We start from the raw sequence: 16,671 nt of genomic DNA on the forward strand, positions 1-16,671 counted from the left end.
GGACGAGGGGTTGTGTGCATGGCCGGTGCGCCAGGTCAGGAGTCGACACGGGGTGGGGTTTCACGGCGTTCGGTGCTGGCGGCCGTCACCGCGCAAGGAGCGGCGCTGGGCGGTTCCGCCCTGCTCTCCGGCTGCTCCGGTTCAGCGTCCGCCACTGCGGAGTTGCCGGCCGGCACACCGCCGGGCAAGCCTGACCCCGGTGGCACCCTGCGCATCGCCCGCTCCCCGACATCGCAGGCCGAGACGCTGGATCCGGCCAGCCCCGTCACGGCGTACGAATACCTGGGTGCTCTGTACAACCGGCTCGTACGGGTGGACCGTGACGGTGGCCTCCTTCCGGACCTGGCCATCTCCTGGGAGCCCGACGCGGCGGCGCGCACCTGGACGTTCAGGCTGCGCAGCGGCGTTACCTTCCACGACGGGCGTCCCTTCACCTCCGCCGACGCCTCCTACACCCTGCGCCATATCCTGGCCAAGAAGACGGCCTCTCCGCAGGCAGCTGTCCTTGGCCCGTTGGTCGACGCCAGACAGCTGGGCACTCCCGACGCGCGCACCCTGGTCGTTCCTCTGAAGACGCCTCATGCCGAGTTCCCCAGTCTGCTCACCCACTACAACTGCTGTGTTATTGCGCGGGACAGCGCCGCGTCCGCCGGCGGCTTCGGTATCGGCACAGGGCCGTTCCGGCTCGAGTCCTTCGCGCCGGGCAGCACCGGCCGCCTCACGGCGTATCACGACCACTGGCAGGGGCGCCCCGTCCTGGATGCCATCGATTTCTACACCGTTTCCGACATCCAGCCCCGGGCCAACGCTCTGCTGGCCGGACAGGTCGACCTGATCGCCGGAACCAATCTCGATTTCGTCACCGCCCGGGTTGTGGCCGCCTCCGAGCGTGCCACCATCACCCGGGTCAAGAACGCGCAGTGGTACGTGCTGCCGATGCTCACCAACGCCCGGCCGTTCACCGACGTGCGGGTGCGGCAGGCCATGAAGCTCGCCTATGACCCGCAGTACGTGGTCAAAGCGGCCCTTCAAGGCACCGGAGTCGCCGGCTGGGACAACCCTGTGCCACCGGGCGACCCGTACTACACCCCACAGCATCCGGTCCACGATCCGGACAAGGCGCGCCATTTGCTGGCCAGAGCCGGGTACCGGGGGCTGGAGGTGGATCTCTACACCGCCTCCAACGACGCCAACCTCACGCCGATGGCGCTGGCCTACCGGGACTCCGTGCGGCGGGCCGGGATCCGGGTCCGGATCAAAACGGTCTCTGCGGACTCCTACTACACGCAGATCTGGATGAAGAAGCCGTTGATGTCCACCTACTGGTTCACCGGGCGGCCCATCGACCAACTGCTCAACGAGATCTTCCGCAGCGGGGGTTCGTACAACGAGACTGCGTGGTCCGACAAGGCCTTTGACGCTCTGTTGGACCGAGCCCGGCAGGAGCGTGACCGAACCCGGCGCCGGGAGCTCTATCAGGAGGCGCAGCTGCGGATCATCGAGGACGGCGGCGCGATCACGCCGATGTTCGCCGACCGGCTGGTCGGTGTCTCCCGCAAGGTCCGCGGCTATGCCGAGTACGGCCACGAGTTCGACTACCTCGGCATCGGCCTGAAGGGAGCCTGACGTGCTGGCCTTCATCGCTTTTCGCCTGTTGTCCGCCCTTGGCACCCTGGTCCTGTCCTCCCTGCTGGTCTTCTTCGCCGTGCAGGCCCTGCCCGGTGATGTCGCCGCCCAGATTCTGGGCCGGGACGCGACCGCCAGTGCTGTCGCCGAGCTGCATGCCAAGCTGCACCTCGACCAACCCGCCGCACAGCGCTACGCGGAGTGGGTCGGCGGCGTGATACACGGGGACTTTGGCACCTCACTGGTCTCCGGTCGGCCGATCGGCGACGAGGTGGGCCCCTACCTGCGCAACTCGTTACTGATCGCAGTGGTCACCATCGCGTTCGCGGTCACCGGCTCTCTGCTGCTGGGCATTGTCGCCGGGCTCTGGCGCGACCGCTGGCCCGACACCGTCATCTCCACCCTCTGCCTGATCGGGATGAGTGTCCCCGAGTTCGCGGTGGCTTCCGTTCTGGTACTGGTCTTCTCGGTGACGGTGCCCGTACTGCCCGCCGTGGTGCTCTACGGGCCGGAGGCGAGTGTCGGCCAGCTGCTGCCGGCGATCTGGCTGCCGGCCACCGTGCTGGCCGTGGGCATGGCCGCCTACATCGTGCGCATGGCCCGTTCGTCGGTGATCGACGTGCTGGCGAGCGAGTATGTGACCACGGCACGGCTGAAGGGGCTGAGCAGCTGGCGGGTGGTGACCCGGCACGCCCTTCCGAGCGCCTTGTCGCCGATACTGCATGTCCTCGCGCTCAGTGTCGCCTGGCTCGTCGGTGGCGTTGCTGTGGTGGAGAACGTCTTCAACTATCCGGGTATCGGCCTGCTGACGCTGGAGGCCGTGCACAACCGGGATCTGCCGGTGCTCCAGGCCATCGCCCTGATCAGTGCGGTCGTTTACGTCGTGGTGAATCTGGCCGCCGACCTCGGGCAACTCGCCCTGAACCCCCGGCTCCGCACCCGGCGGCGGGTGGCCCGGTGACAGCCCCGGACAGCAGCGACAGCGCCGCATCCGCGGGGGCCGCCTCGTATCGGGGGAGTGGCGCGGTGGGCGTGTGGCGTGCTGTTCGCGCCTCACCGACCGCATCCGCCGGTCTGCTGATCGTTCTCGTGCACGTGGCCATTGCCCTGCTGGCACCGGTCCTGGCGCCGTACGCCCCCACCGCCAGCGACGCGTCGCAGGCGGTGCTCGGCCCTCATGGAGCCCACTGGGCGGGCACCGACCAGTACGGGCGGGATGTGCTGTCGCGAGTGCTGTACGGCGGGCGGTACGCGCTCGGTGTATCGCTCGTCGCCTCGGTCCTGGTCATGGGCATCGGTATCGTGCTCGGCTGCCTCGCGGCCCTGTGCGGGGGCTGGTTCGACAACGTGCTGGGCCGCGTGCTGGACGGCGTCCTGGCCGTCCCGGCGATCCTGGCCCTCCTGGTCGTCGTCGGTACGCTCGGCACCGGGTATCACGTCACCGTGCTCGCCGTCACCGTCCTCTACGCGCCCCAAGTGGTGCGCGTGGTGCGCGGCGCGGCGCTGGCCGTATTGCCCCAGGACTACGTCACCGCAGCGCGGGCGCGGGGCGAACCACCCTGGACGGTGTTGCGGCGCGAGATCGTGCCGAACATCACCGACGTGCTATGCGTGGAGTTCGCCATGCGTGCCTCCTGGAGCCTCCTGCTGATCAGCTCACTGTCCTTCCTGGGCTTCGGCGCGGACCCTCCGACTCCGGACTGGGGCCTGATGGTGTCGGAGAACCGCACAGCCCTCACCGTCGTGCCGCTCGCCACCCTGGCACCGATCATCGCCCTGTCCACATTGGTGATCGGGCTCAACCTCGCCGCCGACGGCCTGTCCAAGGCCTACGGGGTGGACCGCATCAGGGAGGGCTTTTGACGAGCGGGACATCCCTCGTGCAGGTGCAGGTGCAGGTGCAGGGGCTGAGCGTCGCCTACCGATGGCAGGGCAGAGATGTGCCCGTGGTGCAGGACGTCGGGTTCGAGGTCCGGCAGGGGCAGACACTGGCCCTGGTCGGGGAGTCGGGAAGCGGCAAGTCCACCATCGCCGGCACCCTGCTGGGGCATCTGCGGCACGGCTCGCGGCTGACCGGGGGCACCGTACGCGTCGCCGACAACGACGTGTTCAGCTTGAGGCCGGGTGAATTGCGACAGCTGCGCGGCCGGACGGCCGCCTTGGTCCCGCAGAACGCCGGATCTGCGCTCACCCCCTCCATGCGCATCGGGCGCCAGATCGCCGAAGCAGGGCGGGCAGGGCGTCGGAACCTCTGTTCTGCGAGTGTCGACGCGCTGTTGGAGCGTGTCCGACTGCCTCATGCCGCAGAGGTGGCCCGCCGCTATCCCCACGAGCTCTCCGGCGGACAACAACAGCGCGTCGCCATCGCCATGGCCATCGCAGCTCGTCCGCGGGTCCTGGTGCTGGACGAGCCGACCACCGGCCTCGACGTGATCACCCAGCGCCAGATCCTTGACCTGCTGGCCGCACTGCGTGATGAACTCGGCCTCGCCACGGTCGTGGTCAGCCACCATCTCGGCGTGGTGGCGCGGATGGCGGACGAGGTTGCCGTCCTGCAGGCAGGACGTGTCGTCGAACACGCCTCTGCGCGACGGCTGTTCGCGGCGCCCGTGGCTGCCCACACCCGGCGGCTGCTGGCCAGCGTGCCAAGGATTGCGGACCCTGGACTCTCCGTGGTCGCTGAGGACGGTACCCGCCGGATCCGTCTGCGGGCCGCCGTTGCGAGCGACGCGGCGGAGGTGCTTGACGTGAAGGACCTCAGCGTCGATCACGGCGCCGACCGTATCGTCCAAGGAGTCACCCTCCGAGTGCGACGAGGCGAAGTCGTGGCTTTGGTGGGAGAGTCGGGAAGCGGCAAGTCCACGCTCGCCTGGGCGCTGGCCGGACTGCACCAGTCGTCCGGCGGAACGATGCGGCACGCGGGCGGCACCCTCGCCCCCTTGGCGCGACAGCGACCGACCGCGCAGCGCAGAAAGATCCAGCTCGTCTTCCAGAACGCGGACGCCTCGCTGAACCCGCGGCGTTCGGTCGGAGACGCGGTCCGGTGGCCGTTGTGCTTCTTGGGTATCGCACCGCGGACCGAGGCCGCACAGCGTTCTCGACGGCTCCTCGCCGACGCCCGCCTTGACCCTGCCCTCGCCGACCGGCTGCCGGGCCAGCTCTCCGGCGGCCAGCGGCAGCGCATCGCCCTCGCCCGGGCGCTGGCCGGCGAGCCGGACCTCCTCATCGCAGACGAGATCACCACCGCGCTCGATGTCTCCGTCCAGGCCGAGGTGCTGCAGTTGCTGGACGATCTGTGCCGGGAGCGGCAGCTGGCATGCATCTTCATCAGCCATGATCTCGCGCTGGTGCGGGGCCTGGCAGATCGCGTCATGGTGCTGCGGGACGGAGTCGTCGTGGAAGAAGGGCCGACCGAGGCGGTCTACCGCGCGCCGGGACACCCCTACACCCGCCAACTGATGGCAGCCACCCTCGAACCGGACCCGGAGGCGGCCCGGCCCGCCGCGGATGACAGTGACTGGCAAGAGGCGGCCTGGCGCGACGGCAGCTGGGCCGACCTGGGGGAGGGCCACCGCGTACGCCGGTTTGGTGCAAGCGAGTAGGACGATGAACTCGCCCTCGACCAGAACCTCACCGCCTCGGCGCCCGAGATCGCATGCGTGTGCGTCTCTCAGTCGCGGGGTGGTCGCGTTGCCGCTCTGCTCGAAAGCGCGCTGACGTTGTTGTGTCCTCTCCTCGTTGTGCATGTTCTCTCCCTTGCAGGGCCTGTTCGAAGCCTTGGAGAGTGCTCCCTGCGGGTTTGGGCCGCGGGCACGTCGCTACTCGCGCTCCGTCCGGCCGCGCTACGCCAGCGAAACAACCGCGAAGCAGCAACGCGGCGGTCTGAGCCTCTGGGCCCGGGTGCTCTCTTGCCCGGCCACCGATGCGGCCTTCGACACTGCCTCCCACCACTGCTTTGCAGAGGGGTATGGCCTGCGCCGCGATGCCATGCAGTGGTTCTGGGACCAGTACATCAGCGACGAGCAGGAACGGGGCGCAGGCCATGGCCTCGCCCCTGCGGGCCGCTACCGGACAGCTCGTCGGCTTGCCGCCAGCCCTGGTCATCACCGCTGCGGCGGATGCCCTGCGTGATGAGGGCGAGGCCTACGCTTCCCGGCTGCGCATGGCAGGCGTCCCCATCACTGCTGTCCGTCACGCCGGCGTCATCCACGACGTCGTCGTGCTCGATGCTCTGCGTGCGACCTGCCCGGCACAGGCGGCCATCCACCTGGCAACGGCCTACCTGGCACGATTCCCCGTACGTGGCCGGCGACTTGGGACGCCGAAACGGCCGCTTTTCTGATGGTTCCGAGAGAGGCCAGGACTGAGGGGCGTGGCCGGTCTCGGCAGAGGGCAGTTTCTGCAGCGACTGGAATGAGCAAGCTATCGCTCATTGGTCGAGGGGCCGGCGTGGTCCGTCCGCGAAGGCGTTCACCGGCCACCTCGCCGCAGTGACACCGTACGGGCATAAAACATATTAAAGAGGCCCACTGTAGTCCGGGGTGCTCGTTGGCGGCGACGCGTCCGGCTCCCCAGGCCGCCGCGTCGAGGGGGTGAGTCACTCCCGAGGGCTCCGGGACCGCTTCGCGGGGTCTATGCCCGCAGCCTGCAACGGCAGTGAACGCTTTGCGCTTCCAGCCGGCTGTGCAGTGGGCGACCAGGACGGGCTGTTCCTGCGGTCCCACACTGGGCTCCGCATGTTCCTGACCACCGGGGTGTATTGAGGGTGTGGACCGGCGTGCCGGGCATACGCCCCTGATCTAGCAGCGTCACCGCTTTGGGGGACAGGAGTTGCCTATCCCGATGTCTTTGCCGGTACGGTTCGGGCGATCTTGCCAGTGAACGCAGGGAAGCCGAATGGGAACGCCTGTCAAGGGTGAGCAATGGTTGGCGTGCGTCATGGCGGGGTGGGAGGGCGACAGTGCTCTGGCCCACCGTTACATCGCTGCGAACCACGACGTGATGGAGGTTTCCCGCAGCGCGCTGCTTTCGGCAGTGCGCGGACGCGCCGAGGCACTGGCACGATCCGGGGTGCTTCCCGGGGACCGAGTCGCCTTGATCGCGCAGGAGCCGGCCGCTTTCGTAGCCGCATTCCTCGGCGCCATGTGGAGGGGAGCGGTGCCGGTGCCCCTGCCGCCTCCGCCGCTAGGCCGCAAGGAAGGGTGGCGGGAAGAGATCGTTGCCGCCTTGGAAGTGGTGCAGCCGAAGGTGGTAGCCGCGGCCGAGGAGCACCTGCGTCTGTTGCCGGGCGTGCGAGCGCGTCTGGCTGCTTACGAGCAGTTGGACGTCGCCGCCTCGGGCGCAATCGATGCCGTCGGCTTTGATCCCGAGCGTGTCGCCTACCTGCAATTCAGCAGCGGCAGCACCGGGCGGCCACGTGCGGTCGCAGCCACATGCACATCAGTGACTGCCAACGGGCTGGGCATCATGGACGCCTTGCGTGCGAAGCCCGAACGAGATCATGGTGTCAGCTGGCTGCCGCTGCACCACGATATGGGCCTGGTGGGCTTCGTTCTAGCGCCGCTGACCCTTGGACTGTCGGTGTCCTTGATGGCGCCCAGCACATTCATCCGGGATCCTGGCGTGTGGATGCGGACGATGTCCCAGACAGGAGGGACGATCACTGCCGCACCGAACTTCGCCTACGCGCTCGCGGCACGCCGCTCGCGACCGCAGGAGGTGGCAGACCTGAACCTCTCCGCCGTGCACACCATGCTGTGCGGTGGTGAGCCGGTCAACCGGGCGTCAATTGAGCACTTCACCGACATCCATCAGCTCGCCGGCCTCGACCCGGCCGCGGTGCGGTGCTGCTACGGACTGGCCGAAGCGACGCTTGCCGTTACTTTCGCAGCGCAGGGCGCTGGGCTTGAGAGCCAGCATGTCAGCCGATCGGGACTGCACGAGCGGGGACGGGCACAACGTGCTGCGGCCGGGGAAGCAGCGGTAGAAGTGGTCACCTGCGGCCACCCGCTGTCCGGACACGAGGTCCGCATCATCGACGAGGCGGCAAAGACGTGCGCTGCGCGGAACATTGGTGAAGTCTGGGTCCGGGGCCCTTCCGTGGCCCGCGGATATGTGGGCGACAGCGACGCCACAGCTGAGACCTTCGGGCGGGACGGATGGCTGCGCACGGGGGACCGCGGCTATCTCGATGAGGACGGTGCCCTGCATATCACCGGACGGTCGAAGGACGTCCTCGTCGTCAACGGGCGCAACATCGATCCCCAGAGTGTTGAGTGGCTGGTGGAGACCATCGAAGGGGTGCGTCCCAATGGGGCGGTGGCTTTCACCCGTCCCGCCACGGACACCGAGGAGGTCGTGGTGCTCGCCGCCTGCCGGGCGGACCAGGCCGCGGCCTTGACGGACAGAGTGCGAGAACTCGTGGCCCACCGACTATCACTCAAGGTGGCCGACGTCGTGGCTGTCGGCCCGGGCACCGTTTTGAGAACGACGTCAGGCAAGCCCCGACGACAGCAGATGCGCGCAAGTTACCTGGCCCGTACGGACAAGGCCGCGGCCCCCACGGATGGAAGCTTCGTATGACCAGCAGTGACGAGATCATGCAGGTGCTGCACGCGGCTTGCGAGAAAGTCACGGCCCGGCGGATCGCGGGAATCAACGCGAGTACGGAGGTGCAGTCGCTGGGCCTGGACTCCGTCCAGCTCGTCGAAGTCGTCGTCATCGCCGAACACCAGCTGGGCGTGAGAGTCCAGGACGCCACGCTCGGTCAAGCGCGCACGGTCGCAGACCTGTGCAGAGCACTCGCGGAGTCTCCGTCCGCCGGGCACCGGCCCGGCGCCGGTCTCGTAGCCCCGCGCACCACGCAAGACCACGCAGCCCCGGCAGCGCGGCTTCCGCACGAGACTGCAAGCCTCCTCGAGCAAGCAGACAGTGCACAGACCGGACTGGCGAGAATCGCCACCGAGCTCGCGCAGCATGAGGTCAGCAACCCCTACTTCACCGTGCACGACGGACTGACCGCGGCCACCATGCTTGTCGACGGCACACCCATGACCAATTTCTCCTCCTTCGACTACCTGGGGCTCGCAGGCGACCCCCTGGTGGCCGACGCCGCGAAAGCAGCGATCGACCGGTACGGCACCTCCGTCTCAGCCAGCCGTGCCGTCTCCGGCGAGCGCCCCGTCCATCAGCAGCTGGAAGCAGCGCTGGCCGAGCACCTGGACACCGAGCAAGCATTGGTCTTCGTCGCAGGCCACGCCACGAATGTCTCCGTGCTGTCCCACCTCGTCGGACGCGATGATCTGATCGTCCACGACGAGCTCGCCCATAACAGCATCGTGCAAGGAGCCCAGCTGTCCGGAGCCCGGCGCCGCTCGTTTGCCCACAACGACCTGGCAGCGCTCCACCGGATTCTGAGCGAGGAGCGCTCACACCACCGCACTGCGGTCGTTGCCGCGGAAGGTGTCTACAGCATGGACGGTGACCTCGCGGACCTTCCCGAGCTGCTGCAGCTGTGCCGGAGGCATCAGGCCAAGCTCTATCTCGACGAGGCACACAGCGTCGGCGTGCTCGGCGAGCGCGGAGCCGGCGCAGCCGAACACTGGCAGGTGCCGCCCCGCCAAGTGGACGTACACATGGGTACTTTGTCCAAGGCGCTGGCCAGCTGCGGCGGCTATGTCGCCGGCAGCCACGACCTCATCGCACACCTACGCCACACCACACCCGGATTCATCTACGGCACCGGCATCGCGCCCAGCGCCGCAGCCGCGGCCCTGGCCGCCCTTGGGCAGCTTCGAGCCCGGCCGCAACTGGCTGCGAGGGCTCGGCTCCGGGCCGACCTCTTTCGTGCGCTGGCCCGGAAAGCAGGGCTCGACACGGGGCGAAGCACGGACGGCTCCGGCGTCGTACCGATCATCACCGGTGACGCGGGCTGCGCACTGCGGCTGGCCGACCGCATGCGCCGACGCGGTATCAGCGTCGCACCCTTCATCCCTCCCGCCGTCGAGGACGCCCAGTCCCGCCTGCGGTTCTTCATTACCGCCGGCCACAGCGAGCAGCAGATCCGCCAGGCCGTCGAGGCCCTGGCCACCGAGCTGCCCCGGGCGCGCACGGGCACGGGACCAGCCGCCCGGTCAGCTCTGCAGTGTTAACCGTGCAAATAGCGCAGGCCCCGCTTCACATCGATGGGAGACGCCAAGGAAAGGTCGTGCCGCGCCTTGTCGTTGGAACACGTCCACCACTCACAGGCGAGTTCCTTGACCTTGTCGCGTGTCAAGGCGGGCGGCGCACCCCGCATCCTGCCCCGCACCTCGGCGGCCGTGGCCGCCGCCTTGACCACCGCCACGGGCACCGGCACCACGCGCGGGGCGCGGCTGCGCCCCAGCGCCTGTCCCACCGCATGGCCAAAGCTCTCCCATGAGTGGGTGAAGCCGTCAGAAAGGTGGTACACGCCGCGGGCAATATCGCCTGGGCGTACGCGGCTTCCGCAGTGTGCAGCGGCGACAAGTGCGGAACATACGTCATCCACGTGCACCAGGGAAAAGCCGCGCTGACCGAAACCGGCCTGGAGAAGCATCCCGGTACGGATCATCGGCTTCACCGAGGGCATCAGCAGGGCATCGCCCGGCCCATACACGACAGGCGGCCGCACGATGGTGACCTGCATCGGGTCGGCCCACGCGCGCACAGCGAGTTCACCGTCGAGTTTGCTGCGCCCGTACCACGAAACGGGAGCCGGGGTGTCCCGCTCCGTGCGCGGCCGCTCCCGTGTGGAGGGGCCCGCCGCCGCGAGCGAGGAGCACAGCACGAAGACCGGGGGAGACATGACAGCAGCCGCGGCGCGGGCGACCCTGTCGGCGCCGTGCCCGTTGCACTGCCAGTACTCCTCCTTCGACAGCGCTCTTGTTACCCCGCCGAGATGAATGACCACCTCTGCGTCCCCGACCGCCTCGGCGATGCCTTGACCGCTCACCAGATCACCCCTCACGACGCGCACCCCGATCGTCGTCAGCGCGCGTGCATCGGTCGTCGGCCGGACAAGCGCCGTGACGCGGCCGCCGTCCGCGGTGATGCGCCGGCAGAGCCGCCTTCCGATGAACCCGCTTGCGCCGACCACCGTGAATCGGGTCCCTCGAGTGGGAGTCGGCGCCGTCGCTGCCGCGCTGTGCGCAGGACCGTCAGACACGTGCTGATCCGCATTCCGTACCTTCGCCGCGCACTTGCCGGCAGGCAAAGACACGGGTGCGCTGGTGGAAGGCCAGCAGGCACAGTGCTGCCGCGACCGCGAACCAGGCCAGCTGCATCAGCAGATAGGCCGGAAGCGCGGTGGAGGAAAACCCTGCTGCGACGGCAGCCTGCATGGCGCCGTAGGAGGGCAAGAACCGCACGATGTCATCGTCGGAGGATGCGCTGGCAACGGGGTTTTGCAAGATGATGTCCGTAACGGTCAGCATGACGATCGCGAACATTCCCTCGACCTCGCGCCGCAACAACGATCCCAGGGCGACGCCGAACGCTCCGTATGTCATCGCCGTACAAAACAGGGCGGCGGCCAGCACGCCCGGCTGACGCGGTGTCCAGAAGCAGCACAGCAGAGCGGTCGCGTAACCGACCAGCGCCGCCGAGGCCAGCATCAGACAGGCCACCTTGGCCAGGACAAGGAGGCCGCGGGGGAACCCTGCCATCGCCAGACGCTGATCGAACGCACCGTTGGAAAACGTCGAAGCGAACATCATGAAGCCGACAATCGCAGTGATCGCGTTCATGGCCCCCGTGATCTGCGTCAGCTCGTTGCTGCGTGCACTCAGCAGCTCGCCGGTGGCATGCAGCCGAAACCGTGCCGGAGCCGTGCCGACGGTCAAATGCGCCAGCGTCACCCACAGCGGTACGAACACCAGCATCAGAACAACAGCCAGCCGGTTACGTCCATGCTCCACCAGGGCGTAGCGCGTCGCGGTGAAAAACAATGCAAGAGACCTCACAACTGCGTCACTTCCTTCATTCGGCCCTCGATGCGCTGGGCGCCCGTGCGCCCTGGCCCGGGCCCAAGCTGCTCCCTGCGGAGCGCCCTCCCCGCGTCGCCGCCACGCCCTGCACCAACGAATCAGATCCGGCAAAGGCAACGCCGCTGGCGCACAAGCGTGCTTTGTGCCCACGCGAATCGTTGTGTGACCACACACCCTGCAACCGGCGTACATCAGATGAGGCCCCCATGACCGTGGCAGCCGCCCCCCACACCGGTAGTGATCTCGACATCACCGCCGTGCATTCCCGCAGCGACCTGGCCGCTTTCGTCGAGCTGCCTTACCAGCTGCACTGCGAGCGCTCCCACTGGGTCCCCCCGTTGCGCAGCGAACAGCGGGCTCTGCTGAACCCCCGGAAGAACCCGTTCTTCGACTACGGACAGGCTGAGCTGTTCCTGGCCCGCCGGTGCGGGAGACCTGTCGGACGCATCGCCGCGGTCAACAATCCACATTCCAACGCCCACCACGCCACCCGCGAGGGCTTCTTCGGTCTCTTCGAATCCACTGACGACCGGTCAGTGGGCGAAGCACTGTTCACGGCCGCGGAAGGGTGGCTGCGGGAGCGTGGTCTGGAGACGATGCTCGGCCCCGTCGGATTCACCACCAACGACGAATGCGGCATGCTCGTCGAAGGGTTCGACGAGCGCCCGGCGGTCATGCTTCCCTACAACCCCCCTTACTACCCCGCCCTGCTGGAGTCCCTCGGCTTCAGCCAGGCCAAGGACCTGCTCGCGCACCAGTTCCCGACAACCCTTCACGAAGACCGGGGGCTTCAGCGTGCAGCCCAGTACATCACCCGCAACGCGGCCCTGACGGTACGGCCGGCCAACCTCCGCCGCTTCGCCCAAGAGACAGAGCTCATCCGGGAGCTGTACAACTCGGCCCTGGGCGACAACTGGGGGTTCAGCCCGGCGAGCCAAAGCGAGTTCGCCGCGCTCGGACACCGCCTGAAGCCGGTGCTGCGAGCGGAGTACGCCCTGATCGGTGAAGTCAACGGTCGCCCCGCCGGCTTCGCGATCCTCGTGCCCGACCTCGCCCCCGCACTCGCTGCTGCCGACGGACGGCTGTTCTCCTACGGCGCTCCCCTGGGATTGCTGCGTCTTCTGCGCGCCCGACGGCAACTCACCCGTGCCCGCCTGCCCGCCATGGGAGTACGCAAGGAAGACCGCGGGCAGGGCCTGGAGCTGCTGATGTACCTGGCCCTCTCCCGGGCGGCGCAGGCCCAAGGCCTGCACACCGCGGAAGCATCATGGGTGTTGGAAGACAACCACCAGATCAACCATGTCATGAAGCGGATCGGCGGCCGTATGGTCAAGCGATACCGCCTGTACACGCGCCCCGTTGACACCCCGTGGCCGCAAAGCGCTGTTCAGTCGCGCACGCGCGAAGAAATCACACACTGACGACGCCCCGCGCTGGCCGGCCGGTTTCGCGCCCTCCCCGGAAGAAGAAGCTCACCGCGTGACAGACGGGGACGCCGGCGTCTCCCGCCGTACGCCCCTGGGATCCTCCGCATGCGTGAGGCCGCCCCGCAGATGGTGCAGGACGTCGAAGCGCTCGCGGTCATGGACCAGATGGGAAACCACCAGCACCGATCGACCGCGATCACGAAGGGATGCGGCCAGGTCCCAGAACTGCTCGTAGGTGTGCCAGTCAAATCCCTGGTACGGCTCATCGAGCACCAGCAGAGTTGGATCGTGCATCAACGCCAGGACCACATTGACCTTCTGCTGGGTCCCGCCGCTCAAGGCCCCAGTCCGGTCCGACATAAAGGCGCCACACCCCAGGATCTCTACCAGTTCATACGCCCACGACAGATCGCTCAGACCGTAGGCGGCCCCGAAGAACCGCAGGTGCTGCTCGACGGTGAGGTGCGGATTGAGCACCGGCGACTGGGGGCAGTACCCCAGTGCTCCCCGCCGCTGCACCGCGCCCCGGTCGGGAGCCAGCTGCCCCACCATGATCTTCAGCAGTGTCGACTTCCCCGCCCCGTTCTCACCCACTAGTCCCGCCACCGTGCCGGGTGCAACGGACAGCGAAACGCCCCGCAACACCTGACGCCGGCCGTAGGACTTCTCCACCTGCTCGATCCTCAAGAGACAGCCCGTCATCGCCACTCCGCTCGATTCGCCACTACCAACACGTCAACGACTCGGCAGCCTGTCCGGCACTGCACCTGCAGCCCGGAAGAAGGTGCACGCAAGTGAGCGGGCCGCAGCGGCAGGCGTCGTCGTCCTCGGGTGGAGGCTCGCTCGCAGGGCTTTGGTCGTGCCTCTGCCTCATCACGTGCCGCGGGTCGGCGACCAGCTTTGCCCGCACGCTCGGGGCCATCGGCGTTGTCGGTCATCCCTCGCTCCTTCCCGACGGGGCGAGATCAGATCGGCAGTCCTTCACGGCTGCTCCGGCGGCAGCACGGCCCGCTCCCAGGTGACCGGCCAGGTTCATCTTGGTCAGGTAGGTCCCATCGGCAAGGACTTGCATGGGCTTCGCGTCGGCCGGTCGGGGGCCTCGACGGCCACCGCAGCAGATCTGCTGACCCCAGTGGCGGGTAAGCGGCCGGGGGAGGCGCTGGTGGGAGATTCGGGCGGGAGCATGGTGGGTGCCCTTCTGCGGGTGTCGGTATCGATCCGCAGGTGTCCGGGGGCAGACGCCCCCGAAAGCTGCGAAGTTATCCCCCTGTCCGGTTCGACAACAGAATGCGGCTGCTCCGTAGTGCGGAGCGAGCTCCGCGATGAGCAGAGGAGCGGTGCCCGGCGCACACGGCGGCTGTCATCCGTCTGCACCACACTGTGCGCTTGTTCTCGTGCGGCAGAGGGCCCCGTCGTACGCCGGAGCCGGTGCGTCATCTCAGGGAGATCCGTCCAAGGGGCGGGCGAGAACCGGGCATACGGCGGTTCATGGCCGCAGGAGCCGGGCGATCGCTTCCCGGCTGATTGCGCTGCGCAGAGCGTCTGTTGGCCCGTGTGCGGCAGGTCATCCCTGCCAGGCTGCGACAGCACGGCGCAGATCGTGCTTGGCGTCCTTGAACCTGCGTACTCGCCACCCGTTGGCGCCAGAGGGGTGGGGGAAGCCGGGCAGGCAGCGGGAAGGAGACACGCGCCCGCTGTTGATAGCCAGCTGTACAGCCTTTGACGCGGCGTCACCGAAAGGGATCACCAATGCGTGGGGGGTGGCCTCGATTTCCGCGCCGAGTACCTGGCTTGCGAAGGCCCGGAGCGCAGGGATGCGCTCCAGCCCGTGGCCCGTGTAGTTCGCGCCGTCGACGTAGACGGCGTGGCAGATTGCTGAAGTCCCCCCGCGCAGGCGGGCGTTGTCACCGAACAGGGTGTCGCTGCCGGTGATTCCCAGGGCCCGGGGGATTCCGATCTCATCCAGCATGTTCACGGCGTTCTTCCGCATCGCACCGGCGAAGCTGGCGCTGTTCTTGGCCCTGCGGACTGCCTCGTCGGGGGTGCTGCCCTCTCGCAGTGCCGCGCGGGCTGCCTGCAGTGCCAGGAGGTGCTGGTGGCGTCCGGGGCTGATTCCGACGAGCAGTACCTGCGCGGTGGGGTTGCAGCGGTCGAAAGGCGTGTAGCAGATCTGCAGCCGCTTCTTTCCGTAGAGCTGCTCGTGCAGCAGCAACTCGGAGCGGGTCGTGTCCGCTTCGGTGAGGCTGCAGGGGAGCGCAGCGATCCGGTCGGCGAACTGGTCGATGCACCAGTCTGCGGACACGAGCCCGCCGGCGCCCGCTTTGATCATGCACTGATGAGTGGACTCGGACATGAGATGCGTGGCTCCTGGCAATGTGACTGGTGGGTGGCAGGTCCTGGTTGCGCACCTGCGGGCGGAGTGTGCCGGGCGGCCCCAGGGGCATGTGCACGAAGCCTCCCGTGCGGCGGGGCGGGCGGCTGAGGCCGGGGCCGGCGGCCTCTTCTAGGAGGCGTACCGGTGCACTTCGGTCACCTTCGTGGTGATTTTGCCGGAGTGTTCCTCCCCGCAGCTGGTTTTGGCGGTCACGGACTGGCCCGGTCTTACGCCGTCAGCGCTGGCCACGCTGGTGTTTGCCCCGATGCGTTTGCCGTTTGCGTCGAGGAATTCCACGCTCACCAGGTAGTTGGACGTCTGACTGCTGTTGTTGGTGATGACTACTTCGGCCTGGGGGAGGCCCAGGCCGTCAGTGCTCGGTTCGCCAAGGCGGACGTCCTTGAGTTTGTCGTTGGCTCCGGAGGCTTCCTTCGCCTGGTCTCCGGGTTTGGCGGCGGAGGATTTCTGGATCTCCTTGTCCGCCTCGTTCACGACGGCGCCGGTCAGGACCGCACAGCTGCCGAAGGCCAGGATGATCACCCCGCCGCAGCCGAGTGCGGCCCACTTCCACGGGTTGCGCTGCCTTCTGGGGGGCAGCAGCCGGTCTCCCGTTTCTCCCCGCTGTGGAGCGTCGTGCTGTTGCGGGGCGCCCGGCTCGCGCAGTCGGTGAGGGGTGGTGTCGCGGTTGCTCATGATGAATCGGACCAATTTGGTGTAGGCGACATGGGCGTGTTCTGTGCCACGGTTGAGGGGTGCTCCGCCAGCACGCCGATGGGTCGGCCTGTGGTGCGCTCGGCGGTGCGGCGGGCGAGATGGCCGACGATGTTGGTGGCGGGCTGGATTTCTTCGCGGGGCGTGCTGTGCGGCACGGTGGCAGGCACGTGGGACGGGTCGGCGAACGCGGCGACGGTGGGCAGTGTGCTCGCGGCGAGGGCGGCGATGACGATCACTAGGGCTCGGACTCGCGCGGACACAGCCGGGAGGGGTTCGATCAAACGGCCGGGAGCGGGGCCGCGGGGCTGTCGGGAGTTGTGTGGTCGGTGTCCGGCGCGGGCTTGTGCTCGTCGGGTGTCACGTGGTCGTCGGGGGTCGGCCGGGGGTCGGGCCGGACCTCGTCGTCGGGGGTGGGCTGCGGGTCGGGCTGTACGTCGTCGTCGGGCGCGGGCTGCGGGTCCGGTGCGGTGTCGCCTGCCTTGTCCATCCAGGAGGTCAGGCCGCCGCCGGGGGTGAGTTTGATGTG

At 68.2% G+C, this 16,671-nt stretch carries 13 protein-coding genes and 2 pseudogenes; 8 read left to right on the plus strand and 7 right to left on the minus strand.

The annotated features are described in order from the left end of the window. The first annotated feature begins 18 nt into the window (after positions 1-18). The 7 genes and pseudogenes from ACWFR3_RS07230 to ACWFR3_RS07260 all read left to right on the plus strand — a co-directional run bounded on the left by ACWFR3_RS07230 (position 19) and on the right by ACWFR3_RS07260 (position 9,776). Positions 19-1,626, plus strand: coding sequence for an ABC transporter substrate-binding protein (locus ACWFR3_RS07230; protein ID WP_453733554.1), 1,608 nt, complete (start codon positions 19-21; stop codon positions 1,624-1,626). 1 nt (position 1,627) lies between these two features. Continuing rightward, positions 1,628-2,587, plus strand: a complete 960-nt coding sequence (locus tag ACWFR3_RS07235; protein WP_453733555.1) for an ABC transporter permease — start codon at positions 1,628-1,630, stop codon at positions 2,585-2,587. Further along, positions 2,584-3,489, plus strand: coding sequence for an ABC transporter permease (locus ACWFR3_RS07240; RefSeq protein WP_453733556.1), 906 nt, complete (start codon positions 2,584-2,586; stop codon positions 3,487-3,489). Before ACWFR3_RS07235 ends, ACWFR3_RS07240 begins: the two co-directional genes overlap by 4 nt. Further along, positions 3,486-5,228: a nickel ABC transporter ATP-binding protein NikE gene (gene nikE, locus ACWFR3_RS07245; protein WP_453733557.1), complete on the plus strand. Its 1,743-nt coding sequence runs from the start codon at positions 3,486-3,488 to the stop codon at positions 5,226-5,228. The genes ACWFR3_RS07240 and nikE overlap by 4 nt, the downstream gene beginning before the upstream one ends. A gap of 298 nt (positions 5,229-5,526) precedes the next feature. Beyond that, positions 5,527-5,968, plus strand: a pseudogene (locus ACWFR3_RS07250) (alpha/beta hydrolase fold domain-containing protein); the annotation flags it as partial. Positions 5,969-6,522: 554 nt separating this feature from the next. Further along, positions 6,523-8,208, plus strand: a complete 1,686-nt coding sequence (locus ACWFR3_RS07255) for an AMP-binding protein (protein ID WP_453733558.1) — start codon at positions 6,523-6,525, stop codon at positions 8,206-8,208. Beyond that, complete coding sequence (locus tag ACWFR3_RS07260; protein ID WP_453733559.1) at positions 8,205-9,776, plus strand: aminotransferase class I/II-fold pyridoxal phosphate-dependent enzyme; 1,572 nt, start codon at positions 8,205-8,207, stop codon at positions 9,774-9,776. Before ACWFR3_RS07255 ends, ACWFR3_RS07260 begins: the two co-directional genes overlap by 4 nt. Here the strand turns inward: ACWFR3_RS07260 and ACWFR3_RS07265 are convergent. Together ACWFR3_RS07265 and ACWFR3_RS07270 are read right to left on the minus strand one after the other, a co-directional pair. Further along, on the minus strand, positions 9,773-10,741 hold the full coding sequence (locus ACWFR3_RS07265; RefSeq protein ID WP_453733560.1) for an NAD-dependent epimerase/dehydratase family protein: 969 nt from the start codon (positions 10,739-10,741) through the stop codon (positions 9,773-9,775). The two genes, ACWFR3_RS07260 and ACWFR3_RS07265, sit on opposite strands and share 4 nt — an antisense overlap. A gap of 61 nt (positions 10,742-10,802) precedes the next feature. Further along, positions 10,803-11,606 carry an ABC transporter permease gene (locus tag ACWFR3_RS07270; RefSeq protein ID WP_453733561.1) on the minus strand — a complete coding sequence of 268 codons (804 nt, stop codon included), beginning with the start codon at positions 11,604-11,606 and terminating at the stop codon, positions 10,803-10,805. A gap of 230 nt (positions 11,607-11,836) precedes the next feature. Here ACWFR3_RS07270 and ACWFR3_RS07275 point away from each other — a divergent pair, with 230 nt between their 5' ends. Continuing rightward, the gene (locus tag ACWFR3_RS07275) at positions 11,837-13,051 is read left to right on the plus strand and encodes an N-acetyltransferase family protein (protein ID WP_453733562.1); all 1,215 of its coding nucleotides are present in this window, start codon (positions 11,837-11,839) and stop codon (positions 13,049-13,051) included. A 51-nt stretch (positions 13,052-13,102) separates the two neighbouring features. Here ACWFR3_RS07275 and ACWFR3_RS07280 read toward each other — a convergent pair whose 3' ends face one another. The 5 genes and pseudogenes from ACWFR3_RS07280 to ACWFR3_RS07300 form a co-directional block, all read right to left on the minus strand. Beyond that, a complete protein-coding gene (locus ACWFR3_RS07280; RefSeq protein WP_453733563.1) occupies positions 13,103-13,729 on the minus strand; it encodes an ABC transporter ATP-binding protein in 627 nt (208 codons plus the stop codon). Between the two features lie 892 nt (positions 13,730-14,621). Beyond that, complete coding sequence (locus tag ACWFR3_RS07285; protein ID WP_453733564.1) at positions 14,622-15,386, minus strand: hypothetical protein; 765 nt, start codon at positions 15,384-15,386, stop codon at positions 14,622-14,624. Between the two features lie 174 nt (positions 15,387-15,560). Beyond that, a complete protein-coding gene (locus ACWFR3_RS07290) occupies positions 15,561-16,124 on the minus strand; it encodes an FxLYD domain-containing protein (RefSeq protein WP_453733565.1) in 564 nt (187 codons plus the stop codon). Next, positions 16,121-16,381 carry a hypothetical protein gene (locus tag ACWFR3_RS07295; RefSeq protein WP_453733566.1) on the minus strand — a complete coding sequence of 87 codons (261 nt, stop codon included), beginning with the start codon at positions 16,379-16,381 and terminating at the stop codon, positions 16,121-16,123. Before ACWFR3_RS07295 ends, ACWFR3_RS07290 begins: the two co-directional genes overlap by 4 nt. 41 nt (positions 16,382-16,422) lie before the next feature. Then, positions 16,423-16,671, minus strand: a pseudogene (locus tag ACWFR3_RS07300) (hypothetical protein); the annotation flags it as partial.

The organism is Streptomyces sp. NPDC055189, from assembly GCF_053606765.1.